The organism is Caballeronia sp. NK8, from assembly GCF_018408855.1.
Taxonomy (GTDB): domain Bacteria; phylum Pseudomonadota; class Gammaproteobacteria; order Burkholderiales; family Burkholderiaceae; genus Caballeronia.
In genome coordinates this window covers 833,157-853,527 of the sequence record NZ_AP024323.1, presented here as the reverse complement: position 1 = coordinate 853,527, position 20,371 = coordinate 833,157, and the positions used below count along the sequence as shown (strand labels likewise).

Sequence of the window (20,371 nt, the reverse complement as noted above, 5' to 3'; positions counted from 1 at the left end):
AAGTCTTCGACAACATCTCATACACGAACTGTGCCAGAGTAGAATCGTCGATAAATCAATCAGTTAATTTCGCATATGGTCGATTCGACTCTAGTCAAAAGGACTGCCTACGTAGTCGCAATGACTTCGCGCGTGCTGCTCGACGCCCTCGTTCCGCTGATCGAGGACCTGTCGAGCGCGATGCCCGACACCGAGCGCTACCGGCGTTTGCTGCACACGCTGCGCGCGCTCTTTCCCGGCGACGCCACCGCGCTGTTGCGGCTCGACGGCGACACGCTGGTGCCGCTCGCCATCGATGGTCTGTCGAGCGATACGCTCGGACGGCGCTTTCGGGTGAGCGAGCATCCGCGTTTCGCGCGCATTCTCGCGAGCGAGGAGCCGACGCGCTTCGCCGCCGGCTCCGATCTCCCCGATCCCTACGATGGCCTCGTGAAAGGCGTGAGCGGCCATCTGGAGGTGCACGATTGCCTCGGCTGCCCGCTCTTCATCAACGGGCACGCCTGGGGCGTCCTGACGCTCGACGCGCTCGATCCCGCGCGCTTCGACGGCATCGACATGGCGTCGCTGCAGGCCTTTCTCAGCCTCGCGGCGGCGACCGTGAGCGTGGCCGAGCGCATCGACAGCCTCGCACGAACGAGCGAGGCCGAGCGCCAGCGCGCGGAGGTGTATCGGCAGGCAAGCGGCCCGCGGCGGCGCGAGATGATCGGCAGCAGCGAGCCGCATAACCGCTTGCAGGAGGAGATCGCGATCGTCGCGTCGAGCGATCTCACCGTGCTCATCACCGGCGAGACGGGCGTCGGCAAGGAACTCGTCGCGAGCGAGATCCACGCGCTCTCGCCGCGCGCCGACAAGCCGCTCGTCAGCCTGAACTGCGCGGCGCTGCCCGATACGCTGGTCGAAAGCGAGCTTTTCGGGCATGTGCGCGGCGCGTTCTCGGGCGCGTCGTCGGACCGGCGCGGCAAGTTCGAACTCGCCGATGGCGGCACGCTCTTTCTCGATGAAGTCGGCGAACTGCCGTTGCCGGTGCAGGCGAAGCTTCTGCGCGTGCTGCAGAACGGCCAGTTGCAGCGCATCGGCTCCGACAGCGAGCACAAGGTCGACGTGCGGCTGATCGCCGCCACGAATCGCGATCTCGCCGAGGAAGTGCGCGCGGGGCGGTTCAGGGCGGATTTCTATCATCGGCTGTCGGTGTATCCGCTGGTGGTGCCGCCGCTGCGTGAGCGTGGCCGCGACGTATTGCTGCTCGCAGGCTACTTTCTAGAGGAGAACCGCTCGCGTCTCGGTCTGCTGAGCCTGCGTCTTTCCGCCGATGCCCAGGCCGCGCTGCTCGCGTACCGCTGGCCCGGCAACGTGCGCGAGCTGGAGCATCTGATCGGGCGCAGCGCGTTGAAGGCGCTGGCGGCGCATCGGGAGCGCCCGCGCATCCTGACGCTGACCGCCGACGATCTCACGCTGTCCGGCGGCGGCCCGCCCGGCACGCCAGCGATCGCGCCCACCACGCCGGCGTTGCCCGCGCCGGGCGCTGACTTCCGCGATGCGGTGAGCGCGTACGAGCGCACGCTCATCCTCGACGCGCTCAAGCGTCACGATCAGAACTGGGCATCGGCCGCGCGCGAGCTCGGGATGGATCGCGCGAATCTCAACCGGCTGGCGAAGCGGCTCGGCCTCAAATGAGCGGTGCGTGACGCATCGCTTGTCTTGAAATAATTCGATCGACTGTTCAAAGCGATGACCTGTATTCAGTAGCGGATCGGCACAAAGTCATTGCCCGTCTTAAAAAAGATGCTATTCATTGTTCAAACGCAAAGAAGGATGCATTGTGCGAACCGCATCGACGTCATGCATTGAGACAATCTCCAAGCTGGGAAAAACGGGCCGTCTCTTCTAAGATCAGAAAAGCCTAGCGCAACCCATCGGCACCAAGAACATCGCAGCGCCTTGAAGAACCGCGTCGGACGCATGCCTCGCGCCCGACTAATCGAACACGGCAAATCGACAACGGGGGTTACGTGCGAAACGTGGCAAAGCTCGGCGCTTTCCTCTTGTCCGCGCTGTTCGCGTTTTCCAGCTGCGGCGCGCTCGCGGCTGATGCCGCTCCACTGGAGCGCGCGCCCGATACGATGCAGGCCCGCGTGATGGGCTGTGCGGCCTGCCACGGCGCACGCGGCGAGGGCACCGACAACGACTACTTCCCGCGCCTGTCCGGCAAACCCGCCGGCTATCTGTACAACCAGTTGCTCGCGTTCCGCGATGGCCGGCGCAAGTATCCGCCGATGAACTACCTGCTTGCGTATCTGCCCGATGCGTACCTGAAGCAGATCGCCGACTACTTCGCGAGCGAGCGTCCGCCGTTCCCGCCGCCCGCGCCCGTCAAGGTCGATGCAAAAACGCTCGATCTCGGTAAGGCGCTGGTCACGAAGGGCGACGCCGCGCGCAAGGTGCCTGCCTGCGTGAGCTGCCACGGCGCGGCGATGACCGGCATGGAACCCGCGATTCCCGGGCTGCTCGGCCTGCACGCCGACTATCTCAGCGCGCAACTGGGCGCGTGGCGCTATGGCACGCGTTCGACCGTCGCGCCGGATTGCATGGGGCAAGTCTCGAAACTGTTGAGCGATCGCGACATCACCGCGATCGCGGCCTACCTTGCGTCGCTGCCCGCGCCGACCGATCCAGTGCCCGTCGCCGCCGGTTCGTTCAGGATGCCGCTCGCCTGCGGCAGCGTTCACAACTAACCGAGGACCCGACGTGCTCCGATTTCGCCCGTTCCGAGCGCTGACCGTCGCGGTCTTTCTTGCGGCGTGCGCCGCGCCCATCCAGCAGGCCACGGCGCAGGCCGCCGACGCCGCCACCGTGAAGCGCGGCGAGTATCTTGCGCGCGCGGGCGATTGCATCGCGTGCCATACGCTGCCCGCGGGCAAGACCTTCGGCGGCGGCCGCCCGATGGACACGCCCTTCGGCACGCTCTATACACCCAACATTTCGTCGGACAAGGAGACGGGGCTGGGCAAATGGACCGCCGCCGAGTTCTACACGATGATGCACACGGGCAAGTCGCGCGACGGCTCGCTGCTCTATCCGGCGATGCCCTTTACGTCCTATACAAAAGTCACGCGCGCCGATTCCGACGCCATCTACGCGTTCCTGATGTCCACGCCGCCGGTGCATCAGCCGAACCGGCCGCACGAGTTGCGTTTCCCGTTCAATCGCCGCGAGCTGCTGCTCGGCTGGCGCTCGCTGTTCTTCCGCGCGGGCGAGTATGAGCCCGACGCGACGCAATCGGTCGAATGGAATCGCGGCGCGTATCTGGTCGAAGGGCTCGGACACTGCTCGATGTGCCACACGGCCATCAACGCGCTCGGCGGCAATGTGAAGTCGAAGGCGTTCGAAGGCGGCCTGATCCCGATTCAGAACTGGTACGCGCCGTCGCTCACGTCGAACCGCGAAGCGGGTCTGGGCGACTGGAGCCTCGACGATATCGTCGGTCTGCTGCATGCGGGCGTGTCCAATCGCGGCGCGGTCTACGGACCGATGGCCGAAGTCGTCTACGACAGCCTGCAATATCTGACCGAAGACGACGTGCGCGCGATGGCTGTCTATCTGAAGGCGTTGCCCGCGCGTTCGGGCGACAAAGCGGAGCCGCCGAGCCAGGCGGCTGTCGAGGCGCGCTCGGACCTCGCGCCGCTCGGCAAGAAGGTCTACGAGGCCCAATGCGCCGAATGCCACGCCACGCAAGGTCAGGGCAAGCCGCCCGATTTCCCGCCGCTCGCGAACAATCAGTCGATCGTGATGAACTCGGCCGTGAACCCGATCCGCATGGTGCTGAACGGCGGCTATCCGCCCGGCACGTTCAAGAACCCGAAGCCCTACGGCATGCCGCCGTTCGCGCAGTCGCTCTCGGATCTCGAGGTCGCGGCCGTGGTCACGTATATCCGCACCGCGTGGGGCAACCACGGCGCGCCGGTCAGCGTGAAGGAAGTGAACGAGCTGCGTTCGGCGCCACTTTACTAAGTACCGAGGCATCGATCACACCATGAACGAAGACCCGAACGAACTCACGAAGGAAGACGCGAAGCTCGACGAGATCGTGAAGCGCGGGCCGTCGGGCGCGATCGCGCTCGCGGGTATCTCGACCGCGATCGTGATCAGCATGTGGTTCATCTTCTACTTCGCCGTATTTCTGCCGCGCGGCGTGCTCCAGTGATTCAATAAGGCATCGCATATGGCCATCAATCGAAGCTCGCACGACGTCGCCGAACGGGTCGAACGGCGCTGGGCGATCCTCGTTCTCGCGATCGTCGTCGTGCTGGTCGGCATGGTCGTCTATACCGGCGTGCACTGGGCGATGATGCCGCCCTCGCGCGTCGAGACGGTTCGCCCGGAAACGCTGCACGTGTCGGGCGAATTCATCGAAAGCAATCTCGGCAGCGCGCCCGAGGCGGACGGCTCGGTGACGGTGCGCATCGTCGCGCAGCAGTATTCGTTCACGCCGCAATGCCTGGTCGTGCCGGCGGGCGTGCCGATCACCTTCCGCGCGACGAGCTCGGACGTCATCCACGGGTTTCTCATCACCAACACGAACATCAATTCGATGCTGGAGCCGGGCTATGTCTCGACCTTCAAGACGACCTTCGACAAGCCTGGTGAACATCTGATGCCCTGTCACGAATACTGCGGCACGGGGCATCAGAACATGTGGGCGCATGTGAAGGTGGTCGATCGCGCCGAATTCATGCAGATGGCCGACAAGGTGCCGGTCGCTTCGCGGAGAGTGTCCTGTGTTCAATAGCAAGCGCCTCGTCCTCGCGCATTTCTGGCTGGCGTTCATCGCCTTCGGCGTCGCGCTCTTGCTCGGCGCGTGGCAGATGCTCGTGCGCAGCCCGCTGCATCCGTGGCTGCAGAATCCGGAAATCTACTATCGCTCGGTCACCGCGCACGGCTCCGCGATGGGCTACGTCTTTCCCACGCTGATCGCGATGGGCTTCGGCTACGCGGTCTCCGAGCTTGCGCTGAAGCGTCCGCTGGTCGGCCTGCGCTGGGCGTGGCTCGGCTTCTGGCTCGTCGCCGTCGGCGCGGTCGTCGCGATGGTGCCCGTCGCGATGGGACTCGCCTCGGTGCTCTACACCTTCTATCCGCCGATGATCGGCAACGCGTTCTACTACATCGGCGTGGTGCTCGTCGTCGTCGGCTCGTGGGTGTGGGTCGCGCTGATGTCGGTGAATCTCGCGTCATGGAAGCGCGAGAACCGTGGCAAGCCGGTGCCGCTCGCGATGTTCGCGACAGTGGCGGGCGCGTATCTGTGGGGCTGGACGGCGGTCGGCGCGGCGATCGAAGTGCTCTTCATGATCCTGCCCGTCGCGCTCGGCTGGAAATCGACCATCGACGCGGGGCTCGCGCGCGTGTTCTTCTCGTGGACGCTGCACGCGATCGTCTATTTCTGGCTGATGCCCGCTTATATCGCGTACTACACGATCATTCCACGCGCGATCGGCGGCCGGCTCTACAGCGATGCGATGGCGCGCATTTCGTTCATCCTGTTCCTCGTCGTGTCGATGCCGATCGGCATTCACCATCTGTTCGCCGATCCGCAAGTGGGCTCTGGCTTCAAGTTCATGCATTCGGTGTTTACCGCGCTCGTCGCCGTGCCGACGCTGCTGACGGTGTTCACGATCTGCGCATCGGTGGAGATCGCGGCGCGGCTGCGCGGCGGACGCGGGCCGCTCGGCTGGATCAAGGCGCTGCCATGGGATAACCCGATGATGCTCGCCGTCGCGTTCTCCTTCGTGATGCTCGGCTTCGGCGGCGCGGGTGGGCTCATCAACATGAGCTATCAGCTCGACTCGACCGTGCACAACACGCAATGGGTGACGGGCCACTTTCATCTGATCTTCGCGGGCGCGATCGTCATCATGTACTTTGCGATCGCGTATGACCTGTGGCCGCATCTGACGGGCCGCGCGTTGCAGAGCCTGAAGCTGATGCGCTGGCAATTGTGGCTGTGGTTTATCGGCATGATCGTGCTGACGTTTCCGTGGCATTTCGTCGGCATTCTGGGGATGCCGCGGCGCATGGCGTTCTACGACTACAACGATCCGGAGATCGCCGCGCAAGGTTTGTCGGTGGCGATTTCGGTGCTGGGCGGATTCATTCTGGTGGTGTCGGCGGTGCTGTTCTTCATCGTGCTGATCAAGGCGCATCGCGCGCCGCAGGTCACGGTCGAGGAGTTCCGCTTCAGCCGCGCCGTGCATGAGCCGCGCACCATTCCGGTGGCGTTGAACAGTTTCGCGCTGTGGCTCGTGCTGATGATCGGCCTCACGCTCGTCAACTACGGCTATCCGATCGCGCAGCTCATCGCGCGTTCGGACACGGCGGTGCCCGCGGTGCCGATCGGAGCGCAGCGATGAGCGAAGAACGCCTCTTCACATTCCGCAACCGCTGGTTCACGGTCAGCGTGCTGGGGACGATTGCGATCGCGGTGGTATCGGCGTTGATCGGCTTCGTGTGGCTGCCCTCGGCGCAGCGCGATGCGTCCTTCACCGGCATCTGGAACGCGATCTGCAGCGCGGCGGGCGTGCCGCGCAACTGGTATGCGGGCGATACGACCGTCGAGCCGAAGATGAAGCTGACGAGCGTCGAAGTGACGCCGCAATTGCTCGTGAACGTGAGCGCGAATTCTGTCGGGCGCGGCGCGACGCTGGCCTTGCGCTGCACGATGTGTCATGGCGAGCGCGGCATGAGCGACGCCAATTCGCCGAATCTCGCGGGGCAGTATGGGTCGGTGATCTACAAGCAGTTGATCGATTTTCAGAAGGGCGCGCGTACGAACGCGGTGATGTCGCCGATGGCGATGAACCTGAGCGATCAGGATATGCGCGATCTCGCGGCGTATTACGCGAGCCTGCCGCGCCCGCCCGCGCAGCGCAAGGTGAGCGATGCGCTTGCACCGGCGATCGTGGCGCATGGATCGCCGATGCGTAATATCGCGCCTTGCGCGGCGTGTCATGGGGGCATCGATAACAAGGCGGGCAGTCCGTGGCTCGATGGCCTGCCGGCGGCTTATACGAAAGCGCAGCTGGTTGCGTTTGCCAACGGGACGCGGACGAATGATATCAATGAGGTCATGCGCAATGTGGCGCGGAATATGACCGCTGAGGAGATCGATGCGGCGGCGATGTATTATGCGCGGGAGTTGAATGCGGGCAGGTGAGTGTGGTTTGGTTTTGCTTCTAGGGAATCCTGATTTTGCAGCAATTGTTTTCTTTGCGGCAGATCCAAAGAAGCATTCGATGATGCGGCAAGAGGTGCAAGCACGAGCAGCACACTGCCTCACTGCGCATGTCTGAACGCAGGTTAGCTACTCGACATGCTCGGGTACAGTTGAAGTTTCCGAAAGTTCCTCCGCCAAAAAGTTGACTGGTGGCCGCAAGAATGATCGGCTTCGAGGCGTGGCAAGTGTTTGGTAGGTATCCTATCTTGAACGTGCCAGTTTTCTCGTATTTCCGACATTGCAATTCGGACAGAGACACCTATAGCATGTGGAACTCTCATTCCATAAAGAGATGTTTAGCATGCCGTTTGACAAGAATGCCGCTGCGAATTACGCCGATATCCAGGCGCAACGTCATAGCACCGGTAACTGTGCGCGATACGTGCGCCGTGCAATTGAACATGGCGGTGTCACGCTCACGACTACGCATTCCGCAAAGGACTATGGACCGATACTGGAGTCGTCGGGGTTTTCGGAGGTTTCAGACGTCGTAGCGCTGCAACGTGGAGACGTCGTTGTCATCCAGCCTGCGCCTGGGCATCCGCATGGACACATGGCGATGTTCGACGGCCATTCGTGGGTGTCGGATTTCCGGCAGCGCGGCGGCACTGACGGGTTTTATCCCGGTCCAGCCTATCGGACGGCAAGACCCGCTTTTCAGATTTACCGGCATGAGTAAGGCTCGCGACGTGAACAAGATATTTACGCGCGTCTTCCTCGTACTGGCGCTCGTAGTGAGCGTCGTTTTCCACTCGATCGCGCATGCCCAAATCCGCGTCGCCGCGCCCGACGAAGAAGTCAAGGCGTTCTACACGTGGTATATCGGGCAACAGGCCAAAGCGAAGTTTCCGCTGCTGGACAACGGCATCTTCCAATACGTTGCAAAAGAGACGGTTGACCGACTCAGAAATGACTATCGCCACAACCGACTACCCGGAGACACCGACTACTTCGTGAAGGTGCAGGACTATGACGAACATGATTGGTCCGTCAATATCGTCACGCTTCCCGGTTTTGAACTCGCGGGTGCGATGATCGTACCGGTAATGCTCGGATCGACGGACAAGATGGCCTCATCGTCGTTCTACAACAATCCGGTGACGCATGGAAAATCGTCAGGGTCGACGGTACGAACGCTTACCCGTAGTCGGACAGAAGCCGCACAAGCCAAACGGAGCAATAAAAATCGCCGCTACCCCAACAGGGACTTGATTGCTGCAAGCAAGACCTTTCTGTATCGTGACCCAAAGAATGCTGAAAAAACCAGCAGACCAAGGAAAAGCGAAACCGAAATGGAAGCAATCAAAACCGACGTCCTGATCATAGGCGCGGGCCCAGTAGGGCTATTCGCCGCCTTCGAAGCCGGCGTGATCGGTCTCACATGCCAGATCGTCGATACGCTCGGCCGCATCGGCGGACAATGCATCGAGCTCTATCCCGACAAGCCCATCTACGATATCCCCGCGATCCCCTCATGCACCGCGCGCGAACTCGTCGACAGGTTGCTGGAGCAGATTCGCCCCTTCGATGTCCCGATCCATCTCGATCAGCGCGTGCAATCCGTCACGCAACACGACAACGATCATCGCTGGACCGTCACCACCGAAGGCGGCATGACCTTCGACTGCGCCGCGATCCTCATCGCCGCGGGCAACGGCGCCTTCGTGCCGCAGCGGCTGCAATTGCCCGAAGCCGCCGCGCTCGAAGACAAGGACATCCACTACAGCGTCTCGCGCGCGGCGAATTTCGCCGACAAAAACATCATCGTCGCGGGCGGCGGCGACTCGGCCCTCGACTGGGCGCTTGCATTGAAGGACATCGCGAAGAAACTCACGCTCGTGCATCGGCGCAACGGTTTTTCGGCGGCGGCGAATTCCGTCGCGACGATGAAGCGCGCGGTCGAAGCGGGCGAAATGGAGTTCGTCGTCGGCATGATCGAATCGCTCGACGCGCCCGAAGGCACATTGCGCGGCGTGCGCGTGAAGCAGGTCGAAGGCGCGACCGATCTCGCGGCGGACAAGATCGTCGCGCTGTACGGCCTCGTCTCGGAACTCGGTCCGATCGCGACCTGGAATCTCGATGTGCGCGGCGGGCGCATCGAAGTGGATACGTCGAATTACGAATCGTCGCGGCCGGGCATCTTCGCGGTCGGCGATATCGCCAATTATCCGAACAAGCAGAAGCTCATTCTGTCGGGCTTTCACGAGGCATCCCTCGCGCTGCGCAAGGCGTATTCGTATGCGTATCCCGAGAAGAAACGCGTGCACGTGCATTCGAGCTACGACGCGAAACTCGCCGAACGCGTCAACGCCGCGCACGCGGCCGACGACGCGTAAGCGCTTCGCGTGATCGCACGCATCGTCGCGTGGCTGTTGCTGGCGTCGCTGATCGGCGTGGTCGCGTTCGCTTACGCGGTGTATTCGAAGCGCGTCGCGCTGCCCGCGCGCTACGATCCATTCGCGCCGCTCGACGTGCGCGCGCCGCAAGGTCCGCTCACGCGCTTCAAGCTATGGCGCACGATGCACGACGCGCAACGCTGCGATGCCTCGCTCGCGCGCTCCGGTCTCGCCTATCGCGAGATGGCCGATGCGACCGGGCCGGGCGGCTGCGCGCTCGCGGACGTGGTGCGCGTCACCCAGGCCGACGATCTGCGCTTCAGCGCGCCGTTTCTCGCGACCTGTCCGCTCGCGCTCGGCATGGCGTATTTCGCGCATCAGTATCTCCAGCCCGCCGCGCTCGATACGTATGGCAAACGCGTCGCGCGCATCGAACATGTCGGCAGCTATGCGTGCCGCAACGTGAATCATCAGCAGGACGCGGCATTGAGCCAGCACGCGAGCGCGAACGCCATCGACCTGACGGGTTTCGTGCTCGACGACGGACGCCGCATCACGCTTGCGCGCTGGGACGATGCAGCGTCGCCCGACGGCCAGTTCCTTCGCCGCGTCCACGAAGGCGCATGCCGTTCATTCGACACGACGCTCGGTCCCGACTACAACGCGCTGCACAAGACGCACTTTCACGTCGACATGGGACCGTACCGCGTCTGTCGATGACTTCATGCGTGCTGATGCGCCGGATTGCGGCACGTCGCATGATCGTGAGGCTGGTCGTTCCACGCCGAGCCGAGGATGATGCTGCAGAAGTTCAGCCGCTTGTAGTTCGGGTCTTTCAACGCGAGCACATCTGCTTTGACGTTGCCGAACGTCGACTCGGGCTTGTCGATGGTGCCCTTCGCGAACGCATCGATGATGCCCTCCTTGAAGTTCGCCTCGCGCGGATGCGCCGCAACCACGAGCCTGCGTTGATCGGCGCTGAATTCGTCGTAGGCGAGGCCGAGCACGTCCATTTCCACGCCCGCCGTGACCAGCGCGACGACCGGCTTCTTGTACTGCGGAATGCCCGGCGTCGTGTGCAGCGCGATCGCGTCCCATACCTGCTCGATGTCGTATTCGACGATGCCGTGCTGGCGCAGGAAATCGCGCGCCGCGTTCGCGCCATCGACTTCGAAGCGATCGTGCGGGCTGCTGTACGCTTCGGTGAGACCCATGTCGTGGAACATCGCGCCGATATAGAGCAACTCCGGATCGTACTTCAGTTGCTTGCGCTCGCCGGCGAGCGCGCCGAACAGGAACACGCGGCGCGAATGATGATAGAGCAGGTCGGGTTCGGTATCGCGCACGAGTTGCGTGGCTTCGCGCGCCATCTGACTGTCGGGAATCCTGATGCCTGCGATGATTTCGCTCATGAGTGTGGCTCCGTGATGTGAGTGTGAGTGGCTCCAGCGCGCGAATGCCTGTGCGTTGCTAAAATCGCGCAGCGCGCCGGATGCCTTCAAGTCTCGTCAAAACGCCTTCACGTCTCAATCGGAACGACGCGTCGAACCCTGCCAGTCGCACGTCGTCTCCTGCCAAGCGAACCCATCACGGACATTCCTTTCGATGCGTACAGTTGCGATCGCAATCTTCCAGGGTGTGCAGGCGCTCGATGTGGCCGGTCCCGTCGACGTTTTCGCGGAAGCGAACGGTTTCATTGGCGCATCGGACGCCTACGAGATCGCGCTGGTCGGACCCGAGGAGGGCATCGTGCGGGCATCGAACGGCACGCGGCTCGTCGCGGATCTGTCGTTCGACGAAGCGGATCGCCGTTTCGGCACCGCGCTCGTCGCGGGCGGCCCGAGTCTTCCCGTCGATGCACCCGATCCGCGTCTGAGCGCCTGGCTCACCGATGTCGCATCGCGCTGCGAGCGCTACGGCTCGATCTGCACGGGCGCGTTCGCGCTCGGGCACGCGGGTCTGCTCGACGGCCGCGACGTGACCACGCACTGGCAGAACGCGCCGCGTCTCGCGGAGCGTTTTCCGCGCGCGCGTGTCGAACTGGACCGCATCTACATGCGCGACGGCAATCTCGTCACGTCGGCGGGCGTGACGGCGGGCATCGATGTCGCGCTCGCGCTCGTCGCCGAGGATCACGGCGCGCAGGTCGCGCTCGCGGTGGCGAAGCGTCTCGTCGTGTTCGCGCAGCGGCGCGGCGGCCAGTCGCAGTTCAGCCCGTATCTCAGCGCGCCCGCCGATGAAACGTCGCCCGTCGCGAAGGTGCAGGCTTACGTGATGGAGCATATCGGCGAGCGGCTGGCGGTCGCGCAACTGGCGAGCGTCGCCGGCATGAGCGAACGCAACTTCGCGCGCGCGTTCGTGCAGCTCGCGCAGATGACGCCGCACGAGTTCGTCGAACGCGCGCGCGTCGACGCGGCCCGCAATATGCTCGAGAGCAGCGACACGCCGCTGAAAACCGTCGCCTGGGATTGCGGCTTCGGCACGGCGGATCGCATGCGGCTCGTGTTCGCGCGGCGGCTCGGTGTGTCGCCGAATGACTATCGGCTGAGCTTTCGCACACGCTTCACGAAGTGATCGTGACGACGGCGTCGCGACGGGTTCGTTAAAATTGAGATGAACGCGGCGCGCCCGGCAGTACGCGCGCCGCAGAATCCACCCTCGACATATCGGAACAGCGAATGACGAAACAACAGACCGCCACGCAAGATCCCTACGAACGACGCGCATTGCTTCTGCATCTGGGCGATGTGCTGGAGTCGGTGTTTTGCCTGAGCCAATGCGCCGACGAATACGCGAGCATCGGCGAAGCGGTGAAGGGCAACGACGCGCTCGCGGGCTTCACGCTGCTCGGCTTCATCGACGAAAAGATGACGCCGCGCGATTTCATCCGGCGCGCGTCGGGTGCGTTCTTCGTATGGCCGAAGGCACTGCTCGACGAAACGCTGAATCGGCCGATGCTCGCCAACACCGTCAAGCACGATCTCTTCGCCGATAACGCGAAGGGTTGGGATGCCTACGCAGAAGAGCGGCGAAAGGAGGTGCCGTGGTTCGGCGAAGCGTTGCCGGATGTCGCGGAAAGCGCGGCGCCGGCGCACGAGGCCGCGGCGCCGTCGGTTCCGCAGAAAAAGAGCAAGTCGAAAACGTCGCGTTATTCGACCTGGCCGTGGCCGGGCAAGCCCGCCGACGCCTGATCGCGGCGACGTCGCATCACTGCTTTTTGCCCATGCTGTTCGCGCCCGCGTCGAAGCCGAGACCGTTCGGCCGGTCGGGCGCGGCGCCCTTGCCCGATGACGTCTTGCCCGGTCGCGTCTTCAACGCGTCGCTGGCGTTCGCGGCGGCTGCCGCGGGCGGCGTGACGTTTTTCTCCTGATACGCGGGCGTGCTGTCGTAGTCGAGCTTGTTCGGTTTGCCCGGCGCCTGCTGGGCACTCGCCACGGCGGCCAGCATGCCGCCGAGCAGAATCCCCGCCATGCGTCCGTAGGTGCTGAGTGTGGGTCTCATCTGCTGCCTCCCATTTGTTCTGCACTTTTCGGGATCTCAGCAAGGCGCGGGCCCGCAATAGTGCGGCGTAGCGGCGCGCACTTGTCAATGCGCAAGCTCTCCGCGGATGTTCCCGCGCGGGTCGAAGCGCGTTGATAGCCGTCAAGGGCGCGGTTTCGAGCAGCTAGGACAATTCTCATTTTTAACGTGAACAAGATAGAAATGAGAAAAGGTCTCGGGGCATTTGCGCTGACATGCGCGGCGTTGTTTGCGGGCGTGGCGCACGCGGCGGGCGAAGCATCGTCGGACGATTCGATGGGCGGCATTCACGCCGGCGACGTGCTCGTGCGGCTGCGCGCCATCAGCATCCAGCCGGATGTGAAAGCCGGCGGCGCGCTCGGCACGCTCAGCGTCGACGTGAACAACGCGATCGTGCCGGAGCTCGATTTCACCTACATGATCCGCGACGAGATCGGCGTGGAGCTGATTCTGGCGACCTCGCGGCATCAGGTGACATCGGGCATCGGAGGGCTCGGCGGCGTGAGCGTCTTGCCTCCGACGCTGCTTCTGCAATATCACTTCAATCACGCTGGCCGCGTGCGTCCGTATGTCGGCGCGGGCGTGAACTACACGTATTTTTACAACGACAAGCTGAAGGCGGGCGACACGCCCGTGTCGATCAGGCACAGCAGCTTCGGTCCGGCGCTGCAGGCGGGCGTCGACGTGCAAGTGGCGACGAACCTCTTCGTCAACGCGGACGTGAAGAAAATCTGGATGCGCACGAGCGCTTCGGCGGACGGCGCCGATCTCGGCTCGCTCAAGATCGATCCGTGGATCATCGGCGTGGGCGTCGGCATGAAGTTCTGACGCGCGGTCTTCCTCGATATGTGCCGGCGCGCGCATTGTCTGAATGTTGGCGGAAGATGCCAGTGCTTCTGGCGTGGACGGTTGAACGACCGCGGTATCCTTGACAGCAGGCCCGGCGCAGACTCGCGACGCTCGATCACGCATGAGCGTCGCGCGCCTGCAACGACTAATAAAACTGCATCGGGGAACTGCAAGCCAATGAGACCTTCCACTTATGCGGGAATCGCCTTGCTCGCGGCGTGTAGCAGCGCCTTCGCGCAACAGCCGCTCACCGTGCCCGGACGCAGCCAGAGCACGTGGCAGCAATCGGTCGACAACGCCGCCTGCTACGGCTACGCCAACCAGACGACGAAAGTGAACATGGCGCGCGAATCGCAAACGCCGCCGCGCGATGCCCAGCGCGAAACGCGCGTGCTCACGCCGCCGCGTCCGGTCGAACCGCCATTGCCGCCGGGCGCATCGGGGGCATCGGGTGCGCTCGCGGCCTCGGCTGCGGCGCCCGCATCGGGCGCATCGGCGGCGATCGCGGCGTCGGCCTTGCCGCCGGGGCGGGTGTCGGGCGCCAACGGGCTGCCTGGCGCGTCCGGCGCGATGCCCGGCATGCCCGCGATGCCGGCATCGATGGCGGCCGGCGCATCCGGCGCATCCGATGCGATCTACGGCGGCGACATGAAGATGCCGCCGCTGCCGCCGCCCGAGCCGCCAATGACGCGCTACTGGCGCGCCTATAGCGAATGCATGCAGAATCGCGGCTACTTCACGCGCTGAACCTCGCTGCGCGCCCGGGCGATCCCGGGCGCGCAGCGACTCGCGGGAGGACCGACCCATGACCGCTCAGCCGATCCACGAAGGCGGATGCGCCTGCGGCGCGGTGCGCGTGCGCGTCACGGGCGAGCCGAAGGAAGTGAACCTGTGCCATTGCATGACGTGCCGGCGTATCCACGGCGCGCCGTTCGGCGTCTATGCGATTTTTCCGCGCGCTGCGTTTCAGGTGTCGGGCGACACCACCGCGTGGGAGAGTTCGACAACAGGCAGGCGGCACCATTGCCCTCTGTGCGGATCGCCGATATATCTGGCGTTCGACGGTGTCGACGAGATCGAAGTGCCGACCGGCATCTTCGATGAAACCGGGCTGTATCCGCCGCAATACGAAATCTGGTGCCAAAGCGCCGAGCCGTGGCACGACGCGCAAGGGCGGCCGCGCTACGCACGCGGCGCGCCCTGATCAAACCATCAGCACTCGACGATCGCCTTCACGACGCCCGCCTTCGGATCGAGCAGCGACGAGAATCGCTCGGGCACGTCGGCGAGCGTCAGACGATGCGTATTGAGCGCATCGGTCGGGACTTCGCCTTTTCGCATCGCGGCGAGCACGGTCTCGAAGTCCTCGGGCGTCGCGTTGCGGCTGGCGAGCAGCGTCGCTTCGCGCTTGTGGAACTCCGGATCGGCGAACGAGATGCGGTCCGGCACGATCGACACCAGCACATACTTCCCGCCGTGCGCGATGAACTCGAAGCCGCGTTCCATCGCGCGCGAGTTGCCGGTCGCGTCGAACACCACGTCGAAAAATTCGCCGTTCGTGAGCGTCGACAAGGTTTCCTTGTCGTGCTCGCCGATCTGCACGGTCGCGTCCACTTTCAGTTCGCGCTTGCAGAACGCGAGGCGGTCTTCGCGCGTGTCGAGCGCGGTGACGTTCGCGCCGCGCAGGCGTGAGAACGTGATGGCCGCCATGCCGATCGGACCCGTGCCGACGACCAGCACGCGCTGGCCCGGCTTCACGTCCGCGCGGCGCACGGCGTGCGCGCCGATCGCGAGGAATTCGATCATCGCGGCCTGATCGAGCGTGACGCCCTCGGCTTTGTGAACGAACTGCGCGGGCAGATTCAGATATTCCGTGAACGCGCCGTCGCGATGCACGCCGAGCACCTGGATATTCACGCAGCAATTGGTCTTGCCCTGACGGCACGCGATGCACTTGCCGCACGAGAGATAAGGCATCACGTAGACCGTGTCGCCCGCCTTCAGGCCGCTCGCCGGGTCCGCTTCCTCGATCACGCCGGAGAGTTCGTGGCCCATCACGCGCGGATACGACAGATACGGCTGATTGCCGGTGAAGATGTGCAGATCGGTGCCGCACACGCCGACGCGCTTCACGCGCAACAGCACTTCGTTGTCGCCGCGCTGCGGCTTCTCGCGCTGTTCAGCTTTCAGGGTTCCGGGCGTTTCGCAAATGACGGTCAGCATGCTCTTGTCTCGTGGAGTCGTTGGAGTGGGGCGTTCAACAATCTAACGATGCCAGCGGATTTGGTCAAGCCAATTTAAATAATGTGAAAGTGGTAAGGCCAGAGACGCGGTCAGCGGCGCGCGCGGTTTCGCCTTATATTTCCACGAGAGCGAACCCCGCAAAACGCGAAAAAAGGACGGCACGTGCAGCAGCTTCATGAATTCGTCGAGCGGCATCCGCGGCTGTTCGTGCTCTCGGGCGCGGGCATCAGCACAGAGTCGGGCATTCCCTGTTATCGCGACCGCGAAGGCGAGCGCACGGGTCGCGCGCCCATCCTGCTCAAGGATTTCCTCGCTTCGGACTATGCGCGGCGGCGGTACTGGGCGCGCAGTCTGATCGGCTGGCCGGTGGTCGCCAAAGCCGAGCCGAACGGCGCGCATCACGCGTTGCGGGCGCTGGCGGCGCGCTCGCGGGTGCATCGGCTCGTTACGCAGAATGTCGATGGGCTGCACACGCGCGCGGGCAATCCCGATGTGATCGAGCTGCACGGCAATATCGGCCGGGTGCGCTGCATCGAATGCGGCGAGCGTCATACGCGCGCGGCGGTGCAACGTCTGCTGGAAGCGGCGAATCCGGACTTCGTCGGCTACACGGCGCCCGCCGTGCCGGACGGCGACGCGCACATCGAGGATCTCGATTTCGCCGCGTTCGATGTGCCCGGCTGCACGCGCTGCGGCGGCGTGCTCAAGCCCGATGTGGTGTTCTTCGGCGAGAGCGTGCCGCGCGCGCTCGTCGACGACGCGGCGCGCTCGCTCGAAGCCGCCGACGCGATGCTGGTCGTCGGCTCGTCGCTGATGGTGTACTCGGGCTACCGCTTCTGCGAGTGGGCGGCGAAGAGCGGCAAGCCGATCGCGGCGATCAACATCGGCAAGACACGCGCCGACGCGCTGCTTGCGCTCAAAGTCGAAGCGCCGTGCTCGACTGCGCTCGAAGGCCTGATCGAGCGTCTCGACGCGCGGCCGGTCGCGGGTTAGCCGCTACTACTTCAGCTCGCGCGACAGCGTCGCGATGCCTTCGAGCAGCCGCTGCGCGTCCGACATGCGCGAGAACAGCGCGGGCGTCACGCGCACGACTTCGCCCGCATCGGGGCCGGGACGCGTCACCGTGAACACGCCGAAGCGCTCGCGCAATGCGGCCACAATCGCGTCGCAGCCCGCCCTGGTCGCGTGTCCGTTGAGCCGGAAGGCGGTGATGCCGGCGCTCATCGTCGGGTCGGGCGGCGTCATGACCTGCACGTCGGGGAGCGCGCGCGCGGGCTCCGCCCACGCATCGCGCAATGCCCGCAGGCGCGCTTCCTTCGCCTTCGCGCCGATCGCCCCGTGCACATCCAGCGCGGCGGGCAGCGTGAACCATGCGGCGAAGTTCGGCGAACCGGTGTGCACGCGCGCGCGGATATCGTCGGCGGGCCAGGTGCGGTCGCCGAGATACGGATCGATCGACGCGAGATCTCCCTTGCGGATGTAGATCGCGCCGCAGCCGAGCGGCGCGCCGATCCACTTGTGCAGGTTCAGCGCGGCGAACGGCGCGTGGAGGTCGGGCACGTCGAAGTCCAGTTGGCCCCACGAATGCGCGGCATCGACGATCACGTCCGCGCCCGCTGCCTTCGCCATCGCCGACAGTTCGGCGACGGGCATGACGAGGCCCGTCGCGAAGCACACATGCGAGAGCAGCACGAGCCGCGTGCGCGGATGCTCGCGCAGCGCACGCGCGTAGGTTTCGAGAACCGCTTCGCGCGTCGCGGGCTCGGGCATCGTCAGACGCACGGGCGTGACGCCGCGCCGCTCGCGCAGCCATTCCATCGCGTCCTTGCCGCACGGGTAATCGAGATCGCTGTAGAGCACCGTGTCGCCCGGCGCGAGGCGGTTGTAGCCGCTGATGAGCGCGAGCAGCGCTTCGGTCGCGTTGCGCGTCAGCTCGATTTCCTCGACCGCGCAGCCCATTTCCTTCGCGACGCGCTCGCGCAGGCCCTGATACAGCGTCATCAGGTGCGGGCGGATCAGCAGAGTCGTCTCGTGGTTCACGCGCTCGGTCCAGTGATGGAACATCGCCTTCACCGGTTCGGTCATCGCGCCCCAGAAGCCGTTCTCCAGATTGATCAGCGCGTCCGAGTGGCGCCACAGGCCGCGCACCGCCGCCCAGTAAGGCTCGTCGGTGGCGAGTGCGGTCGTCGGCGTGGGCGGCAATGTTGCAAGCGCGGCTTCGAATTCGGGTGTGCGGTAGGCGAGGAGATCGGGCATCGGGATCAATGGGCAAGAGAAAGGTAATGCTTACTCAACAGGGTCCGTCGTGCATGGTAGCGGGATTACCGATCGGCGTGGACAAAGTGCAGACTATTTGCATCTTTTCCCTTCAGGACCCGAAGCGGCCCGCCGTAATCAGCAAGAAGAGCGCCGCGTCATACACGCGGAAACGGCGCCGTATGTCCCATGAATGGACCACTGAGAGAACCCAAAACATGAACCTCAAGAACATCACGATCAAAAACAAGCTGATCGCGGGATTCGGCATTCTCGCCTTACTGGTCGTGCTGGTCGCAGGCATGTCGCTGCGCGCGTTGTCCAACGCGACGGACGGCTTCGTCCGCTATGTCCACGGCATCAACGCCCGCGCCGATGTCGCCGGGCAGATCCGCACCGCCGTCGACCGGCGGGCGATCGCGGCGCGCAATCTCGTGCTCGTCACGAAGCCCGCCGACCTCGAACTCGAAAAAGCCGACGTCACCCGCGCGCACGAGGACGTGCAGGCGCGCCTGCGGCAATTGAAGGACATGGTCGCCAACGCGACCGACACGAGCGAGAAGGCCCGTAGCCTGGTCGCCGAGATGGCGCGCGTGGAGACGCTGTACGGGCCGGTCGCGACGGGCATCGTCGGGCTCGCGCTCGCGGGCAAGCGCGACGAGGCGATCGTCAGAATGGACGAAGAGTGCCGTCCGCTGCTCGCGCAACTGGTCAAGGCCACCGATGATTACGCCAGCTACACCGCCACGCGCCGCGACGAGATCGTGCGCGACTACGAGGCGAACTACGAGATGCAGCGCAACGTGCTGATCGCGCTGTGCGCGGCTGCCGCGCTGTTCGCGGTGGGCGCGGGCATCGCGATCACGCGCTCGATCACGACGCCGATCGGCGAGGCGGTCGGCATCGCGCAGACCGTGGCGCGTGGCGATCTGACGAGCCACATCGTCGCGGAAACGGCGGACGAAACCGGCGACCTGCTGCGCGCGCTCGCCACCATGAACACGCGCCTCACCGAAACCGTCAGCCGCGTGCGCGAGAGCAGCGGCGCGGTCGGCGGCGCGGCGAAGGAGCTCGCGACCGGCAATACCGATCTGAGCCAGCGCACCGAGGAACAGGCGGCGTCCCTGCAGGAAACGGCGGCGAGCATGGAAGAACTGACGTCCACGGTGCGTCAGAACGCCGAGAACGCGCAGCAGGCGAGCACGCTCGCATCGAATGCGTCGGATATCGCGAAGAAGGGCAGCGATGTGGTGGGCCGCGTCGTCGACACGATGAACGGCATCAGCGACAGCTCCGGCAAGATCGCCGAGATCACCGGGATCATCGAAGGTATCGCGTTCCAGACGAATATCCTCGCGCTCAACGCGGCGGTCGAGGCAGCGCGCGCGGGCGAGCAGGGCCGCGGCTTCGCGGTCGTCGCGAGCGAAGTGCGCAGCCTCGCGCAGCGCTCGTCGACGGCGGCCAAGGAAATCAAGGAACTGATCGCCGATTCGACCGCCAAGGTGCGCGACGGCTCCGTGCTGGCGGGCGAAGCGGGCACGACGATGGCCGAAGTCACGCAGGCCGTCGCGCGTGTGACGGACATCATGGAGGAGATCGCGGCGGCGTCGGTGGAACAGGGACGCGGCATCGAGCAGGTGAATCAGGCGATCACGCAGATGGACGAAGTCACGCAGCAGAACGCGGCGCTGGTCGAGGAAGCGGCGGCGGCGGCCACCTCGCTCGAAGAGCAGGGGCGCAGGCTCAACGAAGCCGTGGCGTTCTTCACGGTGCAGGGCGCGGCGGCTGCGTTCACCGCGCACGCTCCGGCCGCGCCGCGCCCGAAGGCCGCACCTCGCGTGGCGCGGGTTCAGGTTCAGACGGCGAAGGTCGCCGGCGGCGACGGCTGGAGCACCTTCTGACC

General features: G+C 64.6%; 21 protein-coding genes. 17 read left to right on the top strand and 4 right to left on the bottom strand.

The window, feature by feature from the left end; genetic code table 11:
• Nucleotides 1-75 precede the first annotated feature (75 nt).
• From norR to NK8_RS18575, 10 genes are all read left to right on the top strand, one after another.
• A complete protein-coding gene (gene norR, locus NK8_RS18620; RefSeq protein ID WP_213228837.1) occupies nucleotides 76-1,674 on the top strand; it encodes a nitric oxide reductase transcriptional regulator NorR in 1,599 nt (532 codons plus the stop codon).
• Between the two features lie 446 nt (nucleotides 1,675-2,120).
• Nucleotides 2,121-2,732 carry a c-type cytochrome gene (locus NK8_RS18615; protein WP_213230417.1) on the top strand — a complete coding sequence of 204 codons (612 nt, stop codon included), beginning with the start codon at nucleotides 2,121-2,123 and terminating at the stop codon, nucleotides 2,730-2,732.
• A gap of 40 nt (nucleotides 2,733-2,772) precedes the next feature.
• Nucleotides 2,773-4,008, top strand: coding sequence for a cytochrome c (locus NK8_RS18610; RefSeq protein ID WP_225936354.1), 1,236 nt, complete (start codon nucleotides 2,773-2,775; stop codon nucleotides 4,006-4,008).
• Between the two features lie 22 nt (nucleotides 4,009-4,030).
• Nucleotides 4,031-4,201, top strand: coding sequence for a hypothetical protein (locus tag NK8_RS18605; protein ID WP_213228835.1), 171 nt, complete (start codon nucleotides 4,031-4,033; stop codon nucleotides 4,199-4,201).
• Between the two features lie 18 nt (nucleotides 4,202-4,219).
• The gene (locus NK8_RS18600) at nucleotides 4,220-4,786 is read left to right on the top strand and encodes a cupredoxin domain-containing protein (protein ID WP_213228833.1); all 567 of its coding nucleotides are present in this window, start codon (nucleotides 4,220-4,222) and stop codon (nucleotides 4,784-4,786) included.
• Nucleotides 4,776-6,401, top strand: a complete 1,626-nt coding sequence (locus tag NK8_RS18595; RefSeq protein WP_213228831.1) for a b(o/a)3-type cytochrome-c oxidase subunit 1 — start codon at nucleotides 4,776-4,778, stop codon at nucleotides 6,399-6,401. Before NK8_RS18600 ends, NK8_RS18595 begins: the two co-directional genes overlap by 11 nt.
• Nucleotides 6,398-7,204, top strand: coding sequence for a cytochrome c (locus NK8_RS18590; protein ID WP_213228829.1), 807 nt, complete (start codon nucleotides 6,398-6,400; stop codon nucleotides 7,202-7,204). Before NK8_RS18595 ends, NK8_RS18590 begins: the two co-directional genes overlap by 4 nt.
• A 361-nt stretch (nucleotides 7,205-7,565) precedes the next feature.
• Nucleotides 7,566-7,943 carry a CHAP domain-containing protein gene (locus NK8_RS18585; protein WP_213228827.1) on the top strand — a complete coding sequence of 126 codons (378 nt, stop codon included), beginning with the start codon at nucleotides 7,566-7,568 and terminating at the stop codon, nucleotides 7,941-7,943.
• Nucleotides 7,944-8,556: 613 nt separating this feature from the next.
• On the top strand, nucleotides 8,557-9,600 hold the full coding sequence (locus NK8_RS18580) for an NAD(P)/FAD-dependent oxidoreductase (protein WP_213230415.1): 1,044 nt from the start codon (nucleotides 8,557-8,559) through the stop codon (nucleotides 9,598-9,600).
• A gap of 9 nt (nucleotides 9,601-9,609) precedes the next feature.
• Nucleotides 9,610-10,320 carry an extensin family protein gene (locus NK8_RS18575; RefSeq protein WP_213228825.1) on the top strand — a complete coding sequence of 237 codons (711 nt, stop codon included), beginning with the start codon at nucleotides 9,610-9,612 and terminating at the stop codon, nucleotides 10,318-10,320.
• Nucleotides 10,321-10,322: 2 nt separating this feature from the next.
• Here the strand turns inward: NK8_RS18575 and NK8_RS18570 are convergent, their stop codons facing one another.
• Nucleotides 10,323-11,012: an HD domain-containing protein gene (locus NK8_RS18570; RefSeq protein WP_213228823.1), complete on the bottom strand. Its 690-nt coding sequence runs from the start codon at nucleotides 11,010-11,012 to the stop codon at nucleotides 10,323-10,325.
• A 193-nt stretch (nucleotides 11,013-11,205) separates the two neighbouring features.
• Here NK8_RS18570 and NK8_RS18565 point away from each other — a divergent pair, with 193 nt between their 5' ends.
• Nucleotides 11,206-12,174 carry a GlxA family transcriptional regulator gene (locus NK8_RS18565; protein ID WP_213228821.1) on the top strand — a complete coding sequence of 323 codons (969 nt, stop codon included), beginning with the start codon at nucleotides 11,206-11,208 and terminating at the stop codon, nucleotides 12,172-12,174.
• A 104-nt stretch (nucleotides 12,175-12,278) separates the two neighbouring features.
• Entirely contained in the window at nucleotides 12,279-12,791 is a 513-nt protein-coding gene (locus tag NK8_RS18560) for a hypothetical protein (RefSeq protein WP_213228819.1), read from the top strand.
• A 16-nt stretch (nucleotides 12,792-12,807) separates the two neighbouring features.
• On the opposite strand, the gene NK8_RS18555 is transcribed toward NK8_RS18560, so the two are convergent.
• Nucleotides 12,808-13,101 (bottom strand): hypothetical protein, encoded by a 294-nt coding sequence (locus tag NK8_RS18555; protein ID WP_213228817.1) that lies wholly within the window; start codon nucleotides 13,099-13,101, stop codon nucleotides 12,808-12,810.
• Between the two features lie 201 nt (nucleotides 13,102-13,302).
• Between NK8_RS18555 and NK8_RS18550 the strand changes: the two genes are divergently transcribed.
• The 3 genes from NK8_RS18550 (at nucleotide 13,303) to NK8_RS18540 (ending at nucleotide 15,172) form a co-directional block, all read left to right on the top strand.
• Nucleotides 13,303-13,947 (top strand): OmpW family protein, encoded by a 645-nt coding sequence (locus NK8_RS18550; protein WP_174258063.1) that lies wholly within the window; start codon nucleotides 13,303-13,305, stop codon nucleotides 13,945-13,947.
• A 198-nt stretch (nucleotides 13,948-14,145) separates the two neighbouring features.
• Nucleotides 14,146-14,715: a hypothetical protein gene (locus NK8_RS18545; protein ID WP_162067548.1), complete on the top strand. Its 570-nt coding sequence runs from the start codon at nucleotides 14,146-14,148 to the stop codon at nucleotides 14,713-14,715.
• Nucleotides 14,716-14,773: 58 nt separating this feature from the next.
• Nucleotides 14,774-15,172: a GFA family protein gene (locus tag NK8_RS18540; RefSeq protein ID WP_213228815.1), complete on the top strand. Its 399-nt coding sequence runs from the start codon at nucleotides 14,774-14,776 to the stop codon at nucleotides 15,170-15,172.
• Nucleotides 15,173-15,180: 8 nt separating this feature from the next.
• Here NK8_RS18540 and NK8_RS18535 read toward each other — a convergent pair whose 3' ends face one another.
• Nucleotides 15,181-16,191 (bottom strand): zinc-binding alcohol dehydrogenase family protein, encoded by a 1,011-nt coding sequence (locus tag NK8_RS18535; protein ID WP_162067546.1) that lies wholly within the window; start codon nucleotides 16,189-16,191, stop codon nucleotides 15,181-15,183.
• Between the two features lie 183 nt (nucleotides 16,192-16,374).
• On the opposite strand from NK8_RS18535, the gene NK8_RS18530 reads away from it, so the two are divergent.
• Nucleotides 16,375-17,205: an NAD-dependent protein deacetylase gene (locus NK8_RS18530; RefSeq protein WP_301549876.1), complete on the top strand. Its 831-nt coding sequence runs from the start codon at nucleotides 16,375-16,377 to the stop codon at nucleotides 17,203-17,205.
• 6 nt (nucleotides 17,206-17,211) lie between these two features.
• Here the strand turns inward: NK8_RS18530 and NK8_RS18525 are convergent, their stop codons facing one another.
• On the bottom strand, nucleotides 17,212-18,468 hold the full coding sequence (locus NK8_RS18525; protein WP_213228813.1) for an aminotransferase class V-fold PLP-dependent enzyme: 1,257 nt from the start codon (nucleotides 18,466-18,468) through the stop codon (nucleotides 17,212-17,214).
• Between the two features lie 218 nt (nucleotides 18,469-18,686).
• On the opposite strand from NK8_RS18525, the gene NK8_RS18520 reads away from it, so the two are divergent.
• A complete protein-coding gene (locus NK8_RS18520) occupies nucleotides 18,687-20,369 on the top strand; it encodes a methyl-accepting chemotaxis protein (protein WP_213228811.1) in 1,683 nt (560 codons plus the stop codon).
• Nucleotides 20,370-20,371 lie beyond the last annotated feature (2 nt).